Origin of the sequence: Paraburkholderia fungorum (assembly GCF_900099835.1) — a bacterium.
Taxonomy (GTDB): domain Bacteria; phylum Pseudomonadota; class Gammaproteobacteria; order Burkholderiales; family Burkholderiaceae; genus Paraburkholderia; species Paraburkholderia fungorum_A.
Genome location: NZ_FNKP01000002.1, coordinates 2,686,774 through 2,703,018, shown reverse-complemented (window position 1 = coordinate 2,703,018; position 16,245 = coordinate 2,686,774). Strand labels below are relative to the sequence as shown.

The 16,245-nt window shown below is 60.5% G+C and carries 19 protein-coding genes and 1 pseudogene; 11 read left to right on the top strand and 9 right to left on the bottom strand.

The window, feature by feature from the left end; translation table 11 throughout:
• Positions 1-70 precede the first annotated feature (70 nt).
• The gene (locus BLS41_RS27980) at positions 71-685 is read left to right on the top strand and encodes a TetR/AcrR family transcriptional regulator (RefSeq protein ID WP_074770679.1); all 615 of its coding nucleotides are present in this window, start codon (positions 71-73) and stop codon (positions 683-685) included.
• 38 nt (positions 686-723) lie between these two features.
• Here BLS41_RS27980 and BLS41_RS27975 read toward each other — a convergent pair whose 3' ends face one another.
• From BLS41_RS27975 to BLS41_RS27965, 3 genes are all read right to left on the bottom strand, one after another.
• The gene (locus tag BLS41_RS27975) at positions 724-1,635 is read right to left on the bottom strand and encodes a LysR family transcriptional regulator (protein ID WP_074771236.1); all 912 of its coding nucleotides are present in this window, start codon (positions 1,633-1,635) and stop codon (positions 724-726) included.
• Between the two features lie 293 nt (positions 1,636-1,928).
• Positions 1,929-2,165: a tautomerase family protein gene (locus BLS41_RS27970; RefSeq protein WP_074770677.1), complete on the bottom strand. Its 237-nt coding sequence runs from the start codon at positions 2,163-2,165 to the stop codon at positions 1,929-1,931.
• A 47-nt stretch (positions 2,166-2,212) separates the two neighbouring features.
• On the bottom strand, positions 2,213-2,923 hold the full coding sequence (locus BLS41_RS27965; protein ID WP_074770675.1) for an SDR family NAD(P)-dependent oxidoreductase: 711 nt from the start codon (positions 2,921-2,923) through the stop codon (positions 2,213-2,215).
• Between the two features lie 187 nt (positions 2,924-3,110).
• Between BLS41_RS27965 and BLS41_RS27960 the strand changes: the two are divergent.
• Positions 3,111-3,434, top strand: a pseudogene (locus tag BLS41_RS27960) (glutathione S-transferase C-terminal domain-containing protein); the annotation flags it as partial.
• Positions 3,435-3,609: 175 nt separating this feature from the next.
• On the opposite strand, the gene BLS41_RS27955 reads toward BLS41_RS27960, so the two are convergent.
• The 5 genes from BLS41_RS27955 to BLS41_RS27935 all read right to left on the bottom strand — a co-directional run bounded on the left by BLS41_RS27955 (position 3,610) and on the right by BLS41_RS27935 (position 5,568).
• Positions 3,610-3,843 carry a hypothetical protein gene (locus BLS41_RS27955; protein ID WP_074770673.1) on the bottom strand — a complete coding sequence of 78 codons (234 nt, stop codon included), beginning with the start codon at positions 3,841-3,843 and terminating at the stop codon, positions 3,610-3,612.
• A 1-nt stretch (position 3,844) separates the two neighbouring features.
• A complete protein-coding gene (locus BLS41_RS27950) occupies positions 3,845-4,237 on the bottom strand; it encodes a tlde1 domain-containing protein (protein WP_083380147.1) in 393 nt (130 codons plus the stop codon).
• A gap of 277 nt (positions 4,238-4,514) precedes the next feature.
• The gene (locus BLS41_RS40325; RefSeq protein WP_074770671.1) at positions 4,515-4,754 is read right to left on the bottom strand and encodes a hypothetical protein; all 240 of its coding nucleotides are present in this window, start codon (positions 4,752-4,754) and stop codon (positions 4,515-4,517) included.
• Positions 4,755-4,775: 21 nt separating this feature from the next.
• Positions 4,776-5,033, bottom strand: a complete 258-nt coding sequence (locus BLS41_RS40320; protein ID WP_216350621.1) for a hypothetical protein — start codon at positions 5,031-5,033, stop codon at positions 4,776-4,778.
• Positions 5,034-5,205: 172 nt separating this feature from the next.
• A complete protein-coding gene (locus tag BLS41_RS27935) occupies positions 5,206-5,568 on the bottom strand; it encodes a winged helix-turn-helix transcriptional regulator (RefSeq protein ID WP_074770669.1) in 363 nt (120 codons plus the stop codon).
• A 143-nt stretch (positions 5,569-5,711) separates the two neighbouring features.
• On the opposite strand from BLS41_RS27935, the gene BLS41_RS27930 reads away from it, so the two are divergent.
• On the top strand, positions 5,712-6,344 hold the full coding sequence (locus BLS41_RS27930; RefSeq protein ID WP_074770667.1) for a glutathione binding-like protein: 633 nt from the start codon (positions 5,712-5,714) through the stop codon (positions 6,342-6,344).
• On the opposite strand, the gene BLS41_RS27925 is transcribed toward BLS41_RS27930, so the two are convergent.
• Complete coding sequence (locus BLS41_RS27925) at positions 6,345-6,599, bottom strand: hypothetical protein (RefSeq protein WP_074770665.1); 255 nt, start codon at positions 6,597-6,599, stop codon at positions 6,345-6,347. It abuts the gene before it with no gap.
• A gap of 742 nt (positions 6,600-7,341) precedes the next feature.
• Between BLS41_RS27925 and BLS41_RS27920 the strand changes: the two genes are divergently transcribed.
• The 8 genes from BLS41_RS27920 to BLS41_RS27885 all read left to right on the top strand — a co-directional run bounded on the left by BLS41_RS27920 (position 7,342) and on the right by BLS41_RS27885 (position 16,233).
• Positions 7,342-8,319 (top strand): PhnD/SsuA/transferrin family substrate-binding protein, encoded by a 978-nt coding sequence (locus BLS41_RS27920; RefSeq protein WP_074770663.1) that lies wholly within the window; start codon positions 7,342-7,344, stop codon positions 8,317-8,319.
• A gap of 133 nt (positions 8,320-8,452) precedes the next feature.
• Positions 8,453-9,478, top strand: a complete 1,026-nt coding sequence (locus BLS41_RS27915) for an amidohydrolase family protein (RefSeq protein WP_074770660.1) — start codon at positions 8,453-8,455, stop codon at positions 9,476-9,478.
• An 83-nt stretch (positions 9,479-9,561) separates the two neighbouring features.
• The gene (locus BLS41_RS27910) at positions 9,562-10,407 is read left to right on the top strand and encodes an amidohydrolase family protein (protein ID WP_074770658.1); all 846 of its coding nucleotides are present in this window, start codon (positions 9,562-9,564) and stop codon (positions 10,405-10,407) included.
• A 131-nt stretch (positions 10,408-10,538) separates the two neighbouring features.
• Positions 10,539-11,789, top strand: a complete 1,251-nt coding sequence (locus tag BLS41_RS27905) for an MFS transporter (RefSeq protein WP_253189779.1) — start codon at positions 10,539-10,541, stop codon at positions 11,787-11,789.
• Positions 11,790-11,869: 80 nt separating this feature from the next.
• Positions 11,870-12,856, top strand: a complete 987-nt coding sequence (locus BLS41_RS27900) for a DODA-type extradiol aromatic ring-opening family dioxygenase (protein ID WP_074770654.1) — start codon at positions 11,870-11,872, stop codon at positions 12,854-12,856.
• A 47-nt stretch (positions 12,857-12,903) separates the two neighbouring features.
• On the top strand, positions 12,904-13,761 hold the full coding sequence (locus BLS41_RS27895) for an HpcH/HpaI aldolase family protein (RefSeq protein ID WP_074770652.1): 858 nt from the start codon (positions 12,904-12,906) through the stop codon (positions 13,759-13,761).
• Positions 13,762-15,312, top strand: a complete 1,551-nt coding sequence (locus tag BLS41_RS27890) for an acetolactate synthase large subunit (RefSeq protein ID WP_074770650.1) — start codon at positions 13,762-13,764, stop codon at positions 15,310-15,312. It begins immediately after the preceding gene.
• A gap of 27 nt (positions 15,313-15,339) precedes the next feature.
• Positions 15,340-16,233 (top strand): substrate-binding domain-containing protein, encoded by an 894-nt coding sequence (locus tag BLS41_RS27885; RefSeq protein ID WP_074770648.1) that lies wholly within the window; start codon positions 15,340-15,342, stop codon positions 16,231-16,233.
• Positions 16,234-16,245: the final 12 nt, after the last annotated feature.

The following is a 16,245-nucleotide window of genomic DNA, read 5'->3' as shown; positions in this document are numbered from 1 at the left end:
AAGCGGAAAGTAGACTTGGTAGTGTAGTTTATCGTCGAGAAAAGTAAACTGCCTGGTGTAAAATTTAACGATGGAACCGACTCTCCCCCATCAACGGCTGACCGATCGCAAGCGCCTTGCGGTGATCGGCGCGGCCACCGAGGAATTTCTCGCCGCTGGCTTCGACGCGACCAGCATGGATCGCATCGCCGCGCGGGCGAACGTCTCGAAACGTACGGTCTATAACCACTTTCCGAGCAAGGAAGCGTTGTTCGCGGCAATCCTGCAGCAGTTGTGGGACGCAAGCCACATGGGCGATGCGCAGTCTTATCGCGCGGATCAGCCGTTGCGCGCGCAGTTGCTCGAATTGCTGTCGCGCAAGCTGAGGCTGATGAATGACGAGGCGTTTCTTTCGCTTGCGCGCGTGGCGATCGCGGCGGGCATCCATTCGCCTGAACGCGCGCGGGACATGGTCGCGCGAATGGGCGAGCGCGAAGAAGACCTGACCGTGTGGATTCGCGCAGCCGCTGCCGATGGACGGCTGAAGGCAGCCGATCCGGTGTTCGCGTCGCAGCAGTTGCAGGGGCTGGTGAAGTCGTTCGCTTTCTGGCCGCAGGTGACCATGGGGCAACCCGCTCTCAGCAAAGCGGAGCAGAAGAAGGTTGCCGAATCGGCGGCGGACATGTTTCTCGCGCGCTACGAGTGAGCGCGTGGCAGGTCGGCTTGCAACGGTGGATTGCGTGACTACGGTCCGAGCTTTTCCATCAGAAAGTCGACAAAACTGCGCACCCGCGACGACAGATGCCGCGCATGCGGATACAGCAACACGAATGGCCGCGAACAGCCTCCATAGGGAATCAGCAATTCCTTGAGCGAGCCTTCCGCGATGTCCTTGTCGACGATAAAACGATAGGTCTGGAAAAGGCCCGCACCGTGGCGCGCGAGCGTCACGCCCGCCAGCACGTCGCCCGACGCCGAGCAACCGCCGCGTGTCGTCAACTCGGTCACTTCGTCGTTCAGTTTGAACAGCCACGGCAGATTGCGCCCGGTACTCGGTAACGCGTATTGAATGCAGTCGTGATTCGCCAGATCGTCCGGTGTTTTTGGTTTTCCCGCACGCCGCAGATAAGCGGGCGATGCAACCACCACCAGTTCCGCATCCTCGATCGTGCGCGCGATCAGACCTGAGTCGCTTGGGGCGCTTCCGCGGATGGCGAGATCAAAACCTTCGTCGGCGAAATCGATATTGCGGTTGCTGAGGTGCGTCTCGACCGTGACGCCAGGAAAACGCGCGCGAAATTCCGCCAGCAGCGGTAGCACGCGATAGTGGCCGTACGGTGTCGGCATGCTGATCCGCAAAACACCGCTGGCGGCGGTTTGCTGGCCGGTCGCTTCGCGCTCGGCGTCGGTGAGCAGGCTCAGTGCCTGCCGGCATTGCTCGAAGTACCGCCGTCCTGCGTCGGTCAGGCGGATCTGGCGGGTGGTCCGCACAAACAGGCGTACGCCGAGCCGCTCCTCGAGCCGCGCGACCGAACGGCTCACGGCAGCGGGCGTGACGCTGGCTGCATTCGCGGCGACGGTGAAACTTTCGAGTTCGGCGGCAAGGCAGAACAGTTCGATGCTGCCCAGAAGAACATCTTCAAATTGACGCTGCATGGATTCGGGCGATCTGCGGTAGCGCGCTGGTCCGGCCTCGGCAGATGGCGCCAGGTACGGCCACGAGACGAACGCAACGGGCGGCGCGGGTCGCTTCGCTGCGTAACGAGGGTCCGGACAGAATATCAGGACGCTGGCCGAGCGAACGCTATGCGTGCAGCGTCGCGTGCAATCGGGCGACATGGCGGAATCGAGCATCGCGGGCCTGGCTTCATGGCCCGCCACGCCGGAGAGGGCGCCACGCGGTGTTGCGGGGCGCCCTGTTCCCATTCAACGCCGATCGGATGGCCGGATCAGCCAGGCGTCGAATTGCGCTGCTTGCGATACGCCTCGACCGGCAGGCCGCCCCAGCCCCAGTTCTCCATCTCCACTTCCTGAATGACGACGAACGTCGCTTCGAGCGGCTTGTTCAGCACATCGAGCAGCACCTGGCTGACGCCTGCGATCAACCTGGCTTTTTCGTCCGCAGTGACGGAATCGTTGCCGGGTTGGGACCCTTCGCGGGTCACCTGAATGGTGACGATAGGCATGTCGTTCTCCTGTGCCGTCGGTTGATGGAATCTGATGTCGAAGTCGATCAGTGGCCCGCGCTCTGGCCGCCGTCCACATGCAGGATTTCGCCTGTCACGAAGGGCGCGGCATCGAGATACAGCACCGCGTTCACGATATCGCTCATTTCGCCCATATGTCCCATCGGATGCAGCGCGCCCAGCGCCGCGTGAGTCTCCTGCGCGTGCATCGGCGACTTGATGATGCCAGGCGACACCGCGTTGGCGCGAATCCCCCGCTTTGCATACTCGATGGCGAGCGACCGCGTGGCCGCGTTCAATCCGCCCTTGGTCAGCGACGCCAGCACCGACGGTACGCCGTCGATCGCCTGGTCGGCCAGCGTGGTCGTGATCGTGACCACATGGCCGCTCGCGTTCTTCTCCATCTCGGCGATGGCCAGTTGCGTGATGTGGAAGAAGCCGGACACGTTGACGCCGATAGCGGCTGCGTAATCCTCGGCGGTGTACTGCGTAAAAGGCTTCGCGATGAAGATGCCCGCGTTGTTGACCAGCGTATCGATACGGCCAAAGCGGGCGACCGCTTCCGAGATCACGCGACGCGCGGTGGCCGGATCGGCGATATCGCCCGCGATGCTCAGGATGCCGGGATCGTCCGACGGCTTCACCGACCGCGCGGTGGCGACAACGTGGTAATCGAGCTTGCGGAACGCGCTGACCAGTTCTGCGCCGATGCCTTGCGATGCGCCGGTAACGACAACGACTTTGTGTGATGTGCTCATGATGAATGCTCCAGACGGGTAGACGAGTACTTGGGATCAGATGCGGATCGGGCCATCGGCTCCGATAGGTATGAAATCTAGGCGCATTGGCGCTGGTTTCGAATACCCGCCATGGACAAACAGTCTTTCGTACCAGGTACAAGTGAGTTGAGGAGCAGAGCGGCGCGGCCTCATTGATGCGTACTCTCTGCAGCTGGACAACGGCGAGTTGCTGACTGAAGGACCGGCAATCGTGCAGTACCTCGCCGACCTCAATCCCGAAAGCGGACTGGCGCCCGCAAACGGCACGCTTGCGCGTTACCGTCTTCAGGAATTGCTGGGCTTCATCAACTCCGAGTTGCACAAGGGCTACTCGCCGCTGTTCAACCCCGCGACGCCGGAAGCCGTGCGCGCGGAACGGAAAGAGGCTTTGCACAAGCACTATTCGTTGCTGGAGCAGCGCCTCGCCGAACAGCCGTGGTTGCTCGGCGACGAGTTCTCGGCGGCCGACGCGTATTTGTTCACCGTGACTGTAGCCTAGCGGGCGTTTTGACCCAATCTCGCGCGGGTTTTGACACAGATGTCGCCCACTGCAGCAGTCGCGATTATGCAAAGAAGTGCAGCAATACCGCGAAGTGTCCCTTCGGCGAATAAGCTGTGGGGGGGCACACGGATAACCGTCAGCAGCGTCATTAACGTCCTGCCGCTCATCCTTTCCGCTTCATAAAGTACATATAAGCGGCAATGGCCAGAATGCCGAGGGCATCGACCGCCGCAAGCACGGGTAACGGGTTGGACCATTTGTCCATGTTCGTCGTCCGTCCGTAGTACGGTGGCCCACTACCGAACGCCTCGCCAAAATTGAGCACGTTAAATACAACTATCAGCGCCACCAGAGCGAGCAAGGCGACGCCCAAGGCGATACGCAGAATCTTCGCCATGTCAGTACGAGACAGTTAGCGGGATATAGCAGTCCGGAGATCCTGCGGTCGCGGCTTCCAAATCGCGGACAAAGTCTTCCATCCGACTATGGAGGTTGATGCATCCCGCGCTCCCAGCGTGGCTGCCTCCATGAATAAAGAATCCGCCGCGCCCGAAGGTCGCAGTACCTGGAAATACGTGAATCGTGATGCGGTGATCGCCCCATGCACCACGCGGCGCGATGTTGTACCAGTGATTGGTCCACATTTGTGAGGGCTCAATCCAATAGCGCCCAGGGGGAATCGGGCCTTCGCTGCTTTCGTGTTGGCGAGCTGGGGAGTAGTCGAACCCCCCTGAGACTTTTGGTCGGCCTGAGACAGCGGCATAGTCATGTCCCTGCGGTCCACCCACCATCAGGAAGCGACCGTTAAAGCGAAGGTAGATATCTGATTGTCGACAGGGAGGAATAGATGGGATACCGCGTTCTGCAGCATAGCTATCTGGCATGACAAACCCTCTCATTTGTATGGCGGACATACATTACAGGAACTTTGTCAATCCATAGCCGCTTCGCCCCGGCCGTCTCCAATGCGTTGGTAGTGCCACAATCACAACAGGTGCATGCAACGGGTAACACCAAGTGTGAAAGTATTACGAAGTGTCAGGGAGTCCGTCAGTCTGTGCGCCATTCTCAAAAAAGGCCGGTCGTCTGCGTGCCCAGCTCCCAGTTTGCTATCACCAGTTCGCGGCCCGTCACCGTGCCAGTGGGCACTGTGTTATTGACGGTGTAAGTGATTGACAGCCCAAGCCTTGGAAAGTCGTCAAAAACTCGCCGAATATCGATGTGGTCGTTAATGCTGACCATAACCTTACCCTTGCTGACGCGCATCATTGCCGCCATGCGCTCGTATTCTTCGAACGGAAACGGCACGCGGTAGTCACCAGTCTGCCATTAGGGTGGGTCGCAATAGAAGAACGTATGCGGCCGGTCGTAACGTGCCATGCATTCGCGCCACGGCAGATTCTCGATCTGCACGCCAGCAAGCCTCAGATGCGCAGCAGAGAGACTTTCCTCGATGCGTAGCAGGTTGACCGTCGGCTCTGTGACAGCCGTACCGAATGTCTGGCCGTTCGCCGGCACGCCGTTACACCACGAGCCATTGCCACTTCTGCCAGCCGTATTCTTCTGGGCGATGTACTGAGCGTTCAATCGCGTCGTCAACTGGAAGCGTGGATGGTTGCCTGCCAGATCGTGCGCCGCTTCTTGTCGCTACGTATTACGATGCACCTGGCGTCAGCATGGAGCTTCGCGAGACCGTGTTGCGCGAAGCCGGTCAGGTCTTCGTGAAATGGGCGGGGACGAGTGCCTGACGATCTTTCGATCAGGCCGCTGCCTGATCCTCGTCGGGTTCTTCCGTTAGCTCATATCCGGGACGCGCCTTGAGCCACAGACCGAAATCCCGCATGACTTCGACGACGGGCCTCAGACGTTGACCGTCGTCGGTGAGTTGATATTCGACTTTCACCGGCACTTCCGGAAATACGGTCCGCTGGATAAGCCCGGCCTGTTCGAGTGCGCGAAGATCCAGTGTGAGCATGCGCTGCGATATGCCGTCGACGTCTCTGCGCAAATCGTTGAAACGTTTCGGCCCGTCCAGAAGATACGAAACAAGCAATAAGCGCCAACGTCCGCCGAGCAGGCGCATCGCTTCTTCAACGGAACAGCCGGTTGCACTTCTTTTCATCGATCCACCTTCACCCAGTATATTTTTTGTGCCTACCGCACAAACTTCTGCCTTCTTCTCTTTTTGTTCCTGCCACGCCATATTAGCCGCGTTGCCACGAAAGCGCGTGGCAAATGCCAATCGTCATGCACAGGAGAGAACACATGAAGCTGTATCACGCACCGGGCAGTTGCTCACAAGCAATTCGAATCGTCCTGGAAGAAGCGGGAATAGAAGCGCAATTGATCAAGGTGGATGCACGCAAGCATCTGGTAGAAGACGGTTCGAACTATTACGACGTCAACGCGCTAGGTTATGTGCCGTTGCTTGAATTGGACGACGGCGCGCAATTGCGCGAGGGACCTGTGATTGCGCAGTACCTTGCCGATCAGCGGCCCGAGTTGGAGTTGGCACCCGCGCCTGGCACGATGGATCGCTACCGGCTTCTCGAATGGTTGAATTTCCTGACCTCTGAAATTCACAAGGGCTTTATTCCATTGCTGTATGCCGTCGCCGCCGGCAAGTATGTCGATACAGCCAGGCCGAAGCTCGAAAGCCGATTCGCATGGGTCGACCGGCAGTTAGCGGGAAAGGAGTTTCTGATGGGCGGCAAGTTCACGATTGCCGATGCCTATCTTTTTTCGCTAACGGGTTGGGGCCGGGCTGACTGGATGAAATCCGTTTATAACGCGGACATCGATCTGACGCATCTCCGTAACCTGCAAACCTGGTATGAGCGGATAAGAAGTCGGGCGGCAGTGCAACGTGTGCTGGCGGTCGAGGGAATGCTGGGCTAATCAGTCAGAGCAAAGAATTCCCGCCAGCAACGCTTCGAAGACTTCGCTTCGCTCTTTGGCTTTGTCCGAATTCGCTTTCGACCATGCACCGATCACCGCCGCCTGTTGTTCAAGCGGGAGGCGTCTGAACATGTCGGCCCCAAATTCCCGTATGAAATCGTCGCCATGCAGATGAGTCAACGCATTGGCCGACAAAAGGTTGCCCGGCGCATGCGGATTCACCCGCACTCCATTGACAAAATAACCGACAGCCATCGCGTACCCCTCCGTGGGTTGATGGAACCATCATAGGTCCGAGAAAAATAAGTCAATTTTCGATTGAAAGAGAGATTGCTCTAATAATCACGACCGTTGCGCTTTAAATATTCAAGCGGGAAAAACGAAATCTATGGGTGTTGCTGCACGGAAAAATGCGGGAGTTTTTAATCGTCCGTCTAATTTTCGATGCAACGTCTGCAACGACGTAGCGCAATCGCTCCTGTCGATTGGCATCCCGAAGCAGAACCCTCAGGCTGCAAACACCGTTTCGTGTTGCGAGCGCTTGCCCAACTCTTGGGCCACGCAGCGCGAACCGGTTTTCCCGATGCTGTTTTAGATCGAGCAACCTGGGTGTAGCCGACGTCAGAATCCCTGACGTCGGCGAACCGCGCTGCGCTCGGTAATCTGACGAAATAAAAGGGCCACGTCCGCATTTTTTCGCCGGCGATGGCGAAGACGCGCCACACTATTCCGGCATCACCAACCCGACCACACCCGCTTGTTTCGCCCCGGCAAGCGCTGCTCGCCGTTGGTCGCAGCCGCTGCTCAAAACCGCAGCACGCAAGCCCGTAGCCCCCGCTCGGCGTGGCTTGCGGGCCAATCCACAAAAGTGCCATTGAATGTAACTTTTGTGTAGGGACGCGCGACTCGTCCTCCAATATTCTTACCCTATCGAGACGATACGTCCGGCGCTGGTGTCTTCAACCGGTTGCTGGCGACGACTAATCCACAGGAGAGGATGTTGACCAAGAAAGTCCCGCTCAAAATTGCAATCGCTGAGCATCCGCATACGTCTGCCATCCGTAACGGTTCCATCCCCATTGAGGGCGTCGACGCCGAATTCGTGACCGTTCAGCCGCAAATCGGCGCGTTTCGCCGGATGGTGCGCGACGTCGAATTCGACGTCTGCGAGCTGGCTCCGACGACCTATATCATCGCCCGCGCTTATGGCGCGCCGTTCGTCGGTCTGCCGATTTTCGTGGTTCGCCGCTTCCACCACGGCGGCCTGCTGGTTCGCCCGGACGCCGGCATCAAGCATCCGAAAGACCTCGAAGGCAAGAAAGTTGGCGTGCGTGCGTACTCGGTTACGACCGGCGTGTGGACCCGTCAGGTGCTGATCGACGAGTTCGGTCTGGATTCGTCGAAGGTCACCTGGGTGGTCGACGACGAAGAACACGTTCAGCAACTGAAGCTGCCGGAAAACGTGATTCATGCGCCGGAAGGCAGCTCGCTTGCCGAAATGATGGCGTCGGGCGAACTGTCGGCAGGTTTTGCCGCTGCAGCCGGTATCGGCCGCACGGGTGCGCCGACGGGCGGCTGGAAGGAAGTCGAAGCCGACTACCCGGACCTGCTGCCGAACGCGACCGAACTCGAAGCCGAATACTACGCACGCACCGGCGTTTATCCGATGCACGGCACGATCGTCGTGAAGGACTCGGTGCTGGCCGAGCATCCGTGGATCGCGAAATCGATTTACGACGCGTTCGCGCAGGCGAAGAAGGAATGGCTGGTTCGTCTGGATGCAGGCGAAGCGACGGCGGCCAGCGACAAGAAGTATCTGGAACTGCGCAAGATCGTCGGACACGACCCGCTGCCGTATGGTCTGCAGGAAAACCTGAAGACCATCGAGACGCTGGAAGCGACCGCATTCAAGCAAGGTCTGACGCCGCGCCGCATGGCGATCGACGAACTGTTCGTTGATCCGCTGGCGAAGTAAGCCGCCGATTCGAACGCAACAAGATGCACTGGGCCGGAGCGAGGGTGGATGCCTTCAGCGCCGGTCAAATGAGACAAGCTGCATAGGACCGGAGTCAGCGCGGGAGCGCTAACACCGGTCGACAGGAGACACCATGATTATCGATTGCCACGGTCACTTCACGACCGTTCCCGCTTCGTTCCGCGCCTGGCGCGCGAAGCAGGTTGAATTTGCCAACGACCCCGCCAACGCTCCTTCGCTCGACGGAGCACGTGTCAGCGACGACGAAATCCGCGAAGCTATCGGCAATGGTCAACTGAAGCTGCAACGCGAACGCGGCAGCGACCTCACGCTGTTCTCGCCGATCGCCGGCCTGATGAGCCATCACCTCGGCAACGAACGCACCAGCCTCGAATGGGCCCGCGTATCGAACGACCTCGTGCATCGCGTGACCGAACTGTATCCGGACAACTTTGCGCCGGTCTGCCAGTTGCCGCAATCGCCGGGCGTCGCGCCGGGCAACAGCGTCGCCGAATTGCGCCGTTGCGTCGAGGAACTGGGCTTCGTCGGTTGCAACCTGAACCCGGACCCGAGCGGCGGCTACTGGACCGGCACGCCGGTGACGGACCGCGAGTGGTATCCGATGTACGAAGCGCTCGTCGACCTCGACGTGCCCGCGATGATCCACGTCGCGGCATCGTGCAATCCGTGTTTCCACGGTACAGGTGCGCATTATCTGAACGCGGATACGTCGGTGTTCATGCAGATCCTGCAATCGGATCTGTTCAAGGATTTCCCGACGCTGCGTCTGGTGATTCCGCACGGCGGCGGCGCAGTGCCTTATCACTGGGGCCGTTATCGCGGCATGTCGCTCGAAATGCGCGACCGTCCGCTCGAAGGTCTGCTGAACAACATCTTCTTCGACTCGTGCGTGTATCACAAGCCGGGTGTCGAACTGCTGACCAAGGTGATTCCGTCGGACAACGTGCTGTTCGGCTCGGAAATGATCGGTGCGGTTCGCGGTAAGGATCCGGCAACGGGCCAGTACTTCGACGACACGAAGCGTTATATCGACGCGTGCGAGGCGCTGTCGGAAGAAGATCGCTACAAGATTTTCGAGGGCAATGCACGTCGCGTGTATCCGCGACTCGATGCACGCCTGAAGGCGCAGGGCAGGTAAGCGCGAGAACAGGCGGCTAGCAATGCGGCTCATAAAGCGGTCCGCGAGGGCCGCCTGTCAACCCGACAAGCACAGAGACACTCATGACAATCGTTGATATTCACCCGCACATCATCTCCGACAACGAATCGCTGTATCCGCCGGCACCGTTGTTCGGCAAGCGTTCGGACTGGTCGAAGGAGCGCCCGACTACCGTCGAGACGCTGATCGAATCGATGGACGCAGCCGGTGTCGCGAAGGCCGCCGTCGTGCATTCGTCGACCACCTACGGCTTCGATAACAGCTACGTCGTCGATGGTTGCGGTCAATACGCCGATCGCCTGGTGGCAGTCGGTTCGGTCGACGTGCTGCAACCTGACGCACCGGAAAAGATCCGCGAATGGGTCAAGCGCGGCCTCGCGGGCCTGCGCCTGTTCACCGGCGGCAGCACGAAGGAATTCGATCCGAGCGAACTCGACGATCCGCGCTCGTTCGAAGCATGGGAATTGTGCGGCGAACTCGGCCTGCCGATGTGTATCCAGACCGGCCCGATCGGCTTGCCGCAAGTGACCGCGCTCGCGAAGCGCTTCCCGAACGTCGCGATCGTTCTGGATCACCTGGGTCGTCCGGAAGTCGCCGATGGTGCGCCGTACGCGAAGGCACAAAGCCTGTTCGATCTGGCTCCGCTGGAAAACATCTACATGAAGCTCACGCCGCGCATTTTCGGCGACGTGAAGAAGGAAAAGGCCAGCGCGGAAACGTTTTTCCCGCGTGTGGTCGAAGCCTTCGGCGCGCAACGCATGGCGTGGGGTTCGAACTATCCGACGTCGCCGGGAACGCTTGCTGAGATTCTCGCGACCGCTCAGGCAGGTCTCGCCAGCCTGAGCGAAGAAGATCGCGCGTGGATCTTCGGCAAGACGGCACAGAAGCTGTACCCGGCTCTGGCCTGATTTACCGCTGTATCCGGGCCGGCCATTCGAGGCGCTGAAGCAGGCGTTTTGCAGAATTGGCCGGCACGCAGAGTTCAAACAAACTTAAGAGAAACAAGCAGATGGAGACAAGCAATTCTGTGCGACCCGGGATGGCAAGCCGCTGGGCCGTACTCGCGCTCCTTGCGCTTGGCGTGCTGATTTCCTTCGTCGACCGAACCAGTATTTCGTCGACGCTGGCGGACCCAGGCTTCGTTCAACATTTCGCGCTGACCGACATCGACCGCGGCTGGATCAACGCGGCGTTCTTCTGGTCATACGGCGTATTTCAGGTTCCGATGGGCTGGGTGGCCGACCGCTACGGCGTGAAATGGCCGTACGCGATCAGCTTCGCGCTGTGGTGTATCGCCACCGCGTTGATGGGCGCAGTGACGGCGCTCGCGAGCCTCGTCGTGATGCGGTTGATCATCGGCATGGCCGAAGCGATTGTGATTCCCGCGAGCTATCGCTGGATCCGCAACAACTTCGACGAAAGCCAGAACGGCCTCGCCGTCGGCATTCTCGCGATGGGCAACAAGTTCGGTCCGGCGATCGGCGCACCGGTCGGCGCGTGGTTCATCGTCAACTACTCGTGGAAAATGATGTTCATCGCAACCGGCCTCGCCGGTCTGCTCTGGCTCATCCCCTGGCTGCTGATGGTGCGCAACGACCTGCCGACCAAAGCTGTCCTCACGCAGGCCAACCGCAGCGCCCGCACGGTGACGTTCGGCAGCATTCTGTCGAGCCCGGTGGTGTGGGGCGGCATGGTCACCAACTTCTGCTACGGCTACTTCACGTTCTATTGCATGACCTGGATGCCGTCGTATCTGGTCGAGCAACGTGGTCTGTCGATTACGCGCTCCGGGCTCTTCACGTTCTTCAGCTTCGCCGGTATCGCCATCGTGGCGGCGCTCGCGGGCTGGGCGGCCGACCGGATCATCGCGCGCGGCCATAACCCGATCACGGTGCGCAAAGTATTCACGATCGCGGGCTTTATCGGCGGATGCACGGTGCTGTTCGGTGCCTACGCGCCGACGCTGCAGATGGCGCTGTTCTGGAATGTGCTGTCGCTGTCGCTGCTCGGCTTCGTGACCGCGAACAACCTGGTGTTGTCACGTCTCACGCTGATCCCGAAGCAGACCATCGGTCTCGTGACCGGTGTGCAGCAACTTGCCACCAGCCTTGCCGGTGGTGTGGCGGCGAGCCTCTCGGGCTGGCTGCTGCATGTGAGCGGGAGCTACGACCTGCCGATGATGGTGATCCTCGGATTCCTCGTTGTCGGCGCACTGGCCACGGCAATTCTGTACCGCCCCGAATGGGCCCCCAAGGTGACCGAGTCCCACGGATCGCTGCGGCGAGCCTGAGTAATCACGGCCTGGCCGGCATAGCCTGGATGGCTGACATACCGGCCTTGTTGAACACACTAATTCATTGAGAAACGTAAATGGCGAAGATCGTATTCGGGATGGCCGTGCCGCACAGCGGCATGCTGGGGCAAGCACCTGAGGACTGGCTCAAGAACGGGGAACGTGACCGCAACAATCCGGAACTGTGGTTCCGTAACCGGACATGGACGTATCCCGAACTTGAAGCGCACCGTGGCGCCGCATTCGAAAAATTCCTGACCATCGAGGAACGCACTGCACGCGCTGCGCGCTGCCGTACCGCACTCGACAAGATGGCCGAAGCGTATCGCGCAGCGGACGTGGATGTCGCGATTATTCTGGGCAAGGACCAGAAGGAAATCTTCACCGACTTCTCGCCGTCGATCGCGATCTACACCGGCCAGGAAGTACACAACGGTCCGCCGCAACGCTCGGTGTACGCGCCGGACCATCACGTCACGCACCAGTGTCATCCGAAGCTGGCGACGTACCTGATCGATCATTTCCAGCGCGAAAACTTCGATCTGACCGATCTGTTTGCATGGCCCGATAACGTGTGGATGAAACCGCTGCCGGAATATCCGGTCGTGCCGCACGCATACAGCTTCGTGTATCACCAGATCATGGGCGACAACCCACCGCCGCACGTGCCGATCATCATGAACTGCTTCTATCCGCCGACCCAGCCGTCGATGGCGCGTTGTATCGATTTCGGCCGCGTGTTGCGCGATGCGATCAATGCATGGCCGGACGATGTGCGCGTCGGCATCTTCGCGTCGGGCGGCCTGTCGCACTTCGTCAACGACGAAGAGTTCGACCACAGCATCATGAAGATGCTGGGCGACTACGACTACGACGGCCTTGCCGCAGTGGACAACCGCTCGTACCAGTCGGGCACGTCCGAAATCAAGCTCTACGTGAGCGTGATGAAAGCGGTGCAGGAAACCGGCGCGGAAATGACGCTGGTTGACTACGTGCCCTGCTGGCGCACGGCCGCGGGCACTGGCGAAGGTATGGGTTTCATGTATTGGAAAGCGGCCGACTGATCGCGCCACGCTGACCCTACGCACCAAATTTACGAGAGAGAAAGACCATGAGCGACACCCGCCTCAACAGCATCATTCGCGCCTTCGAATCGGGCAAGACTGCGTACACCGCGTTTTCGAAACTGGACAAGCAGAACGCAATCGAAATGAGCGATGCGCCGTACGACGGCATCGTATTCGAAATGGAGCACAACCCGTACGACGTGTCCGCTCTCGGCGATGCGTTGCAGTACATGCTGAACCGCAAGCAGATCGCCGAATCCGGTTCGGTGGCTCCGCGTGTGACGCCGATTGCGCGCATCCCTGCGAACGGTGTCGAGATGAATCAGGCGTTTGCGAAGCAGGTGCTCGATCGCGGTGCTTACGGTGTCGTGTGGCCGCACGTCGCGACCGTCGAGCAGGCGTATAACGCGGTCGCATCGTGCCGCTATGCACGTCCGAAAAATGCGCCGCTGTATGAGCCGAAGGGCGCACGCGGTGACGGTCCCGCGACGGCCGCGCGTTACTGGGGCTTGAGCATGGCCGACTACTACAAAAAGGCCGACGTGTGGCCGCTCGCCCCCGAAGGCGAAATCCTCGTCGGCCTGATGTGCGAAAGCACCGAAGCCATCGACAACCTCGACGACATCCTGTCGAACGTGCCGGGCATCGGCTTCATCCTGATCGGCGAGGGCGACCTCAGCCAGCAACTTGGCCTGCCGCGTCAGTACGAACATCCTGAAGTGCTCGACGCGATGCGCCAGATCGTCGAGACCTGCCACAAGCACAACGTGGTGGTCGGCAATCCGCACACGACCGCGAAGAATCACGACCGTCTGGTCAAGGAAGGCTACCGCTTCCTGATGTCCGCGCCGCAACGCAGCTATGGCGTGGTCGGTGCCGCACGCGAGCTGGCGGGGTATTAAATGAACGGAGCCGAAAGCCTGGTCCAGACGCTGACAGCGCAGGGCGTCGATATCTGTTTCGCGAATCCCGGCACGTCGGAGATGCACTTCCTGAAGGCGCTGGAGAATCCGGCGATGCGCAGCGTGCTGTGCCTGTTCGAAGGCGTCTGCACGGGCGCAGCGGACGGCTACTACCGGATGAAGGGCACGCCCGCGTCCACGCTGCTGCACCTGGGGCCGGGCCTCGCGAACGGGCTGGCCAACATCCACAATGCGAAGCGTGCATCGTCGGGGATGGTCAACATCGTGGGCGAGCATTCGGCTTCGCACCTGAAGTACGATCCGCCGCTCACGTCCGATATCGAGGGGCTTGCGCGTCCGTTGAGTCACTGGGTGCGTCGTGTGGAGTCGTCGCATACGGTCGCGTGGGATGTGGCCGCTGCGGTGTCGAAGGCGAGCGAACATGTCGGCCAGATCGCGACGCTGATCCTGCCGGGCGATGCATCGTGGCAGGAAGCGGGTGAAGCGGTCGTACCTTCGCGTGCGGTGACGTCTGAAAAAGCAAAAGCGCCTGACGTCGCACGCGTCGAGCACATCGCGAAGGTGCTGCACTCGGGCGAGCCGACGCTGATCGTGCTCGCCGGTCATTCGACCAAAGGCCGTGCGGTCGAACTCGCGGGCAAGCTGAAGGCGGCCACCGGCTGCCGCATCGCGACGCAGTTCTTCAGCGCGCGGATCGAGCGCGGCGCAGGGCGCGTGACGCTCGAACGCATTCCGTATGCAGTCAATCAGGCGGTCGACTATCTGAAGGGCTTCAAACACATCATCACGGTGGAAACCACCGAGCCGATCGCATTCTTCAGTTATCCGGACAAACCGAGCCTGCTGAAATCGCCGGGCACCAGCGTGCATGAACTGGTCGAAATCGGCGAGGACGGTGTTGCAGGACTGGAGATGCTGGTCGAAGCCGTGGGCGCATCGAATGCGAAAGCGGTGCTTCAGCAACGCGCGGATTCCACGCCGCCGACCGGCGCACTCGGACCTGCCAGCATCGCGCAGGCACTCGCCGCCGCGCTGCCCGAAAACTGCATTCTCGTCGACGAATCGCTGACCACGGGCCGCGAAACGATGGGCTTGACAGTCGGCGCGGCGCCGCACGATCTGATCAACAACATGGGCGGCTCGATCGGCTACGGCACACCGGTGGCCACCGGCGCGGCGCTCGCGTGTCCGGACCGGCGCGTGTTCTGCATGGTCGGCGACGGCAGCGCGATGTACACGATCCAGTCGCTGTGGACCCAGGCGCGCGAGAACCTGAACATCACGACGATCATCTTCGCGAACAACAGCTACGCGATCCTGAAGGCCGAGTACGCGAACATGGGCGCGGGTGCGCCGGGCGAGCGCGCGCTGGCGATGATCGACATCGACCGTCCGCGCATCGACTGGCTCGCGATGGCGAAAAGCATGGGCGTGCCCGCTGTTTCCGTCGATACCGCCGAAGCATTCCACCAGGCCATGGCGAACTCGGTGAACGAGTCGGGCCCGTGCCTGATCGAGGTCAGGCTGTAAATCCAATCAAGCATAAGGACCCCATCAATGACAACGAACTTCACCGGCGTGCCGACGCTGCGCACGAACCTGGCCGACTACGCGGTCACGAAAGCGATGAAAGACGGCCGCGTCAGCTCGGATATCGTGAACCTCGATTTCTGCGGCCCGACGCCCGCGCACAACGGCTTCAAGGCGATGGTGCGCGAGAATAAATTCGACGCGGGCGAACTCGCGATCGTCACGTTCCTGCAGGCGAAGGCGTACGGCAAGCCGTACGTGCTGCTGCCGACGCCGATCTCGGGCCGCTTCCAGCATCACTGTGCGGGCCACAACCTCGACTTCGGTCACCTCGATCCGAAAGATATCGAAGGCAGGAAGGTCGGTGTGCGCACGTACACGCAGACCACGGCGCTGTGGATTCGCGGCATTCTGCGTCACGAATATGGCGTCGATCTCGACAAGGTGCAATGGATGACGCTCGGCGACGGTCACCTCGCCGAGTACCGCGATCCGAATAACTGCGAGCGTCTGCCGGCCGGTTCGTCGATCCCGGAGATGATGCTCAAGGGTGAACTGGCCGCTGCGCTGCTCGGCGAAGACATGCCGAAGGACGAGCGCGTGCGCACGCTGGTGCCGAACGCGCAGGCGGCGGCGAAAGACTGGTTCGCGCGTGAAAACGTGGTGCCGATCAATCACATGTTCGTCGTGCACGAAGACGTGTCGAAGCAGCGCCCGGATGTGGTGCGCGAGTTGTACCGGATGGTGGTCGAGAGCCGCAATCTCGCTGAAGGCGTGCCGGCCGTGTTCCCGCCGATCGGGCTTGAAGCGAACCGCAAGGGATTGCAGCTTGCGATTGATTGGGCGCTGGATCAGAAGATCATTCCGCATCGTCTTTCGGTCGATGAACTGTTCGACGATGTAACCGGAAGTCTCGGCTAAATGCCGCTGCCG

Bases quoted from the DNA above. Each gene is read 5' to 3' on its own strand.
- BLS41_RS27980 (WP_074770679.1), top strand. From the start codon at position 71: ATGGAACCGACTCTCCCCCATCAACGGCTGACCGATCGCAAGCGCCTT.
- BLS41_RS27975 (WP_074771236.1), bottom strand. From the start codon at position 1,635: ATGCAGCGTCAATTTGAAGATGTTCTTCTGGGCAGCATCGAACTGTTC.
- BLS41_RS27970 (WP_074770677.1), bottom strand. From the start codon at position 2,165: ATGCCTATCGTCACCATTCAGGTGACCCGCGAAGGGTCCCAACCCGGC.
- BLS41_RS27965 (WP_074770675.1), bottom strand. From the start codon at position 2,923: ATGAGCACATCACACAAAGTCGTTGTCGTTACCGGCGCATCGCAAGGC.
- BLS41_RS27955 (WP_074770673.1), bottom strand. From the start codon at position 3,843: ATGGCGAAGATTCTGCGTATCGCCTTGGGCGTCGCCTTGCTCGCTCTG.
- BLS41_RS27950 (WP_083380147.1), bottom strand. From the start codon at position 4,237: ATGGTGGGTGGACCGCAGGGACATGACTATGCCGCTGTCTCAGGCCGA.
- BLS41_RS27935 (WP_074770669.1), bottom strand. From the start codon at position 5,568: ATGAAAAGAAGTGCAACCGGCTGTTCCGTTGAAGAAGCGATGCGCCTG.
- BLS41_RS27930 (WP_074770667.1), top strand. From the start codon at position 5,712: ATGAAGCTGTATCACGCACCGGGCAGTTGCTCACAAGCAATTCGAATC.
- BLS41_RS27925 (WP_074770665.1), bottom strand. From the start codon at position 6,599: ATGGCTGTCGGTTATTTTGTCAATGGAGTGCGGGTGAATCCGCATGCG.
- BLS41_RS27920 (WP_074770663.1), top strand. From the start codon at position 7,342: ATGTTGACCAAGAAAGTCCCGCTCAAAATTGCAATCGCTGAGCATCCG.
- BLS41_RS27915 (WP_074770660.1), top strand. From the start codon at position 8,453: ATGATTATCGATTGCCACGGTCACTTCACGACCGTTCCCGCTTCGTTC.
- BLS41_RS27910 (WP_074770658.1), top strand. From the start codon at position 9,562: ATGACAATCGTTGATATTCACCCGCACATCATCTCCGACAACGAATCG.
- BLS41_RS27905 (WP_253189779.1), top strand. From the start codon at position 10,539: ATGGCAAGCCGCTGGGCCGTACTCGCGCTCCTTGCGCTTGGCGTGCTG.
- BLS41_RS27900 (WP_074770654.1), top strand. From the start codon at position 11,870: ATGGCGAAGATCGTATTCGGGATGGCCGTGCCGCACAGCGGCATGCTG.
- BLS41_RS27895 (WP_074770652.1), top strand. From the start codon at position 12,904: ATGAGCGACACCCGCCTCAACAGCATCATTCGCGCCTTCGAATCGGGC.
- BLS41_RS27890 (WP_074770650.1), top strand. From the start codon at position 13,762: ATGAACGGAGCCGAAAGCCTGGTCCAGACGCTGACAGCGCAGGGCGTC.
- BLS41_RS27885 (WP_074770648.1), top strand. From the start codon at position 15,340: ATGACAACGAACTTCACCGGCGTGCCGACGCTGCGCACGAACCTGGCC.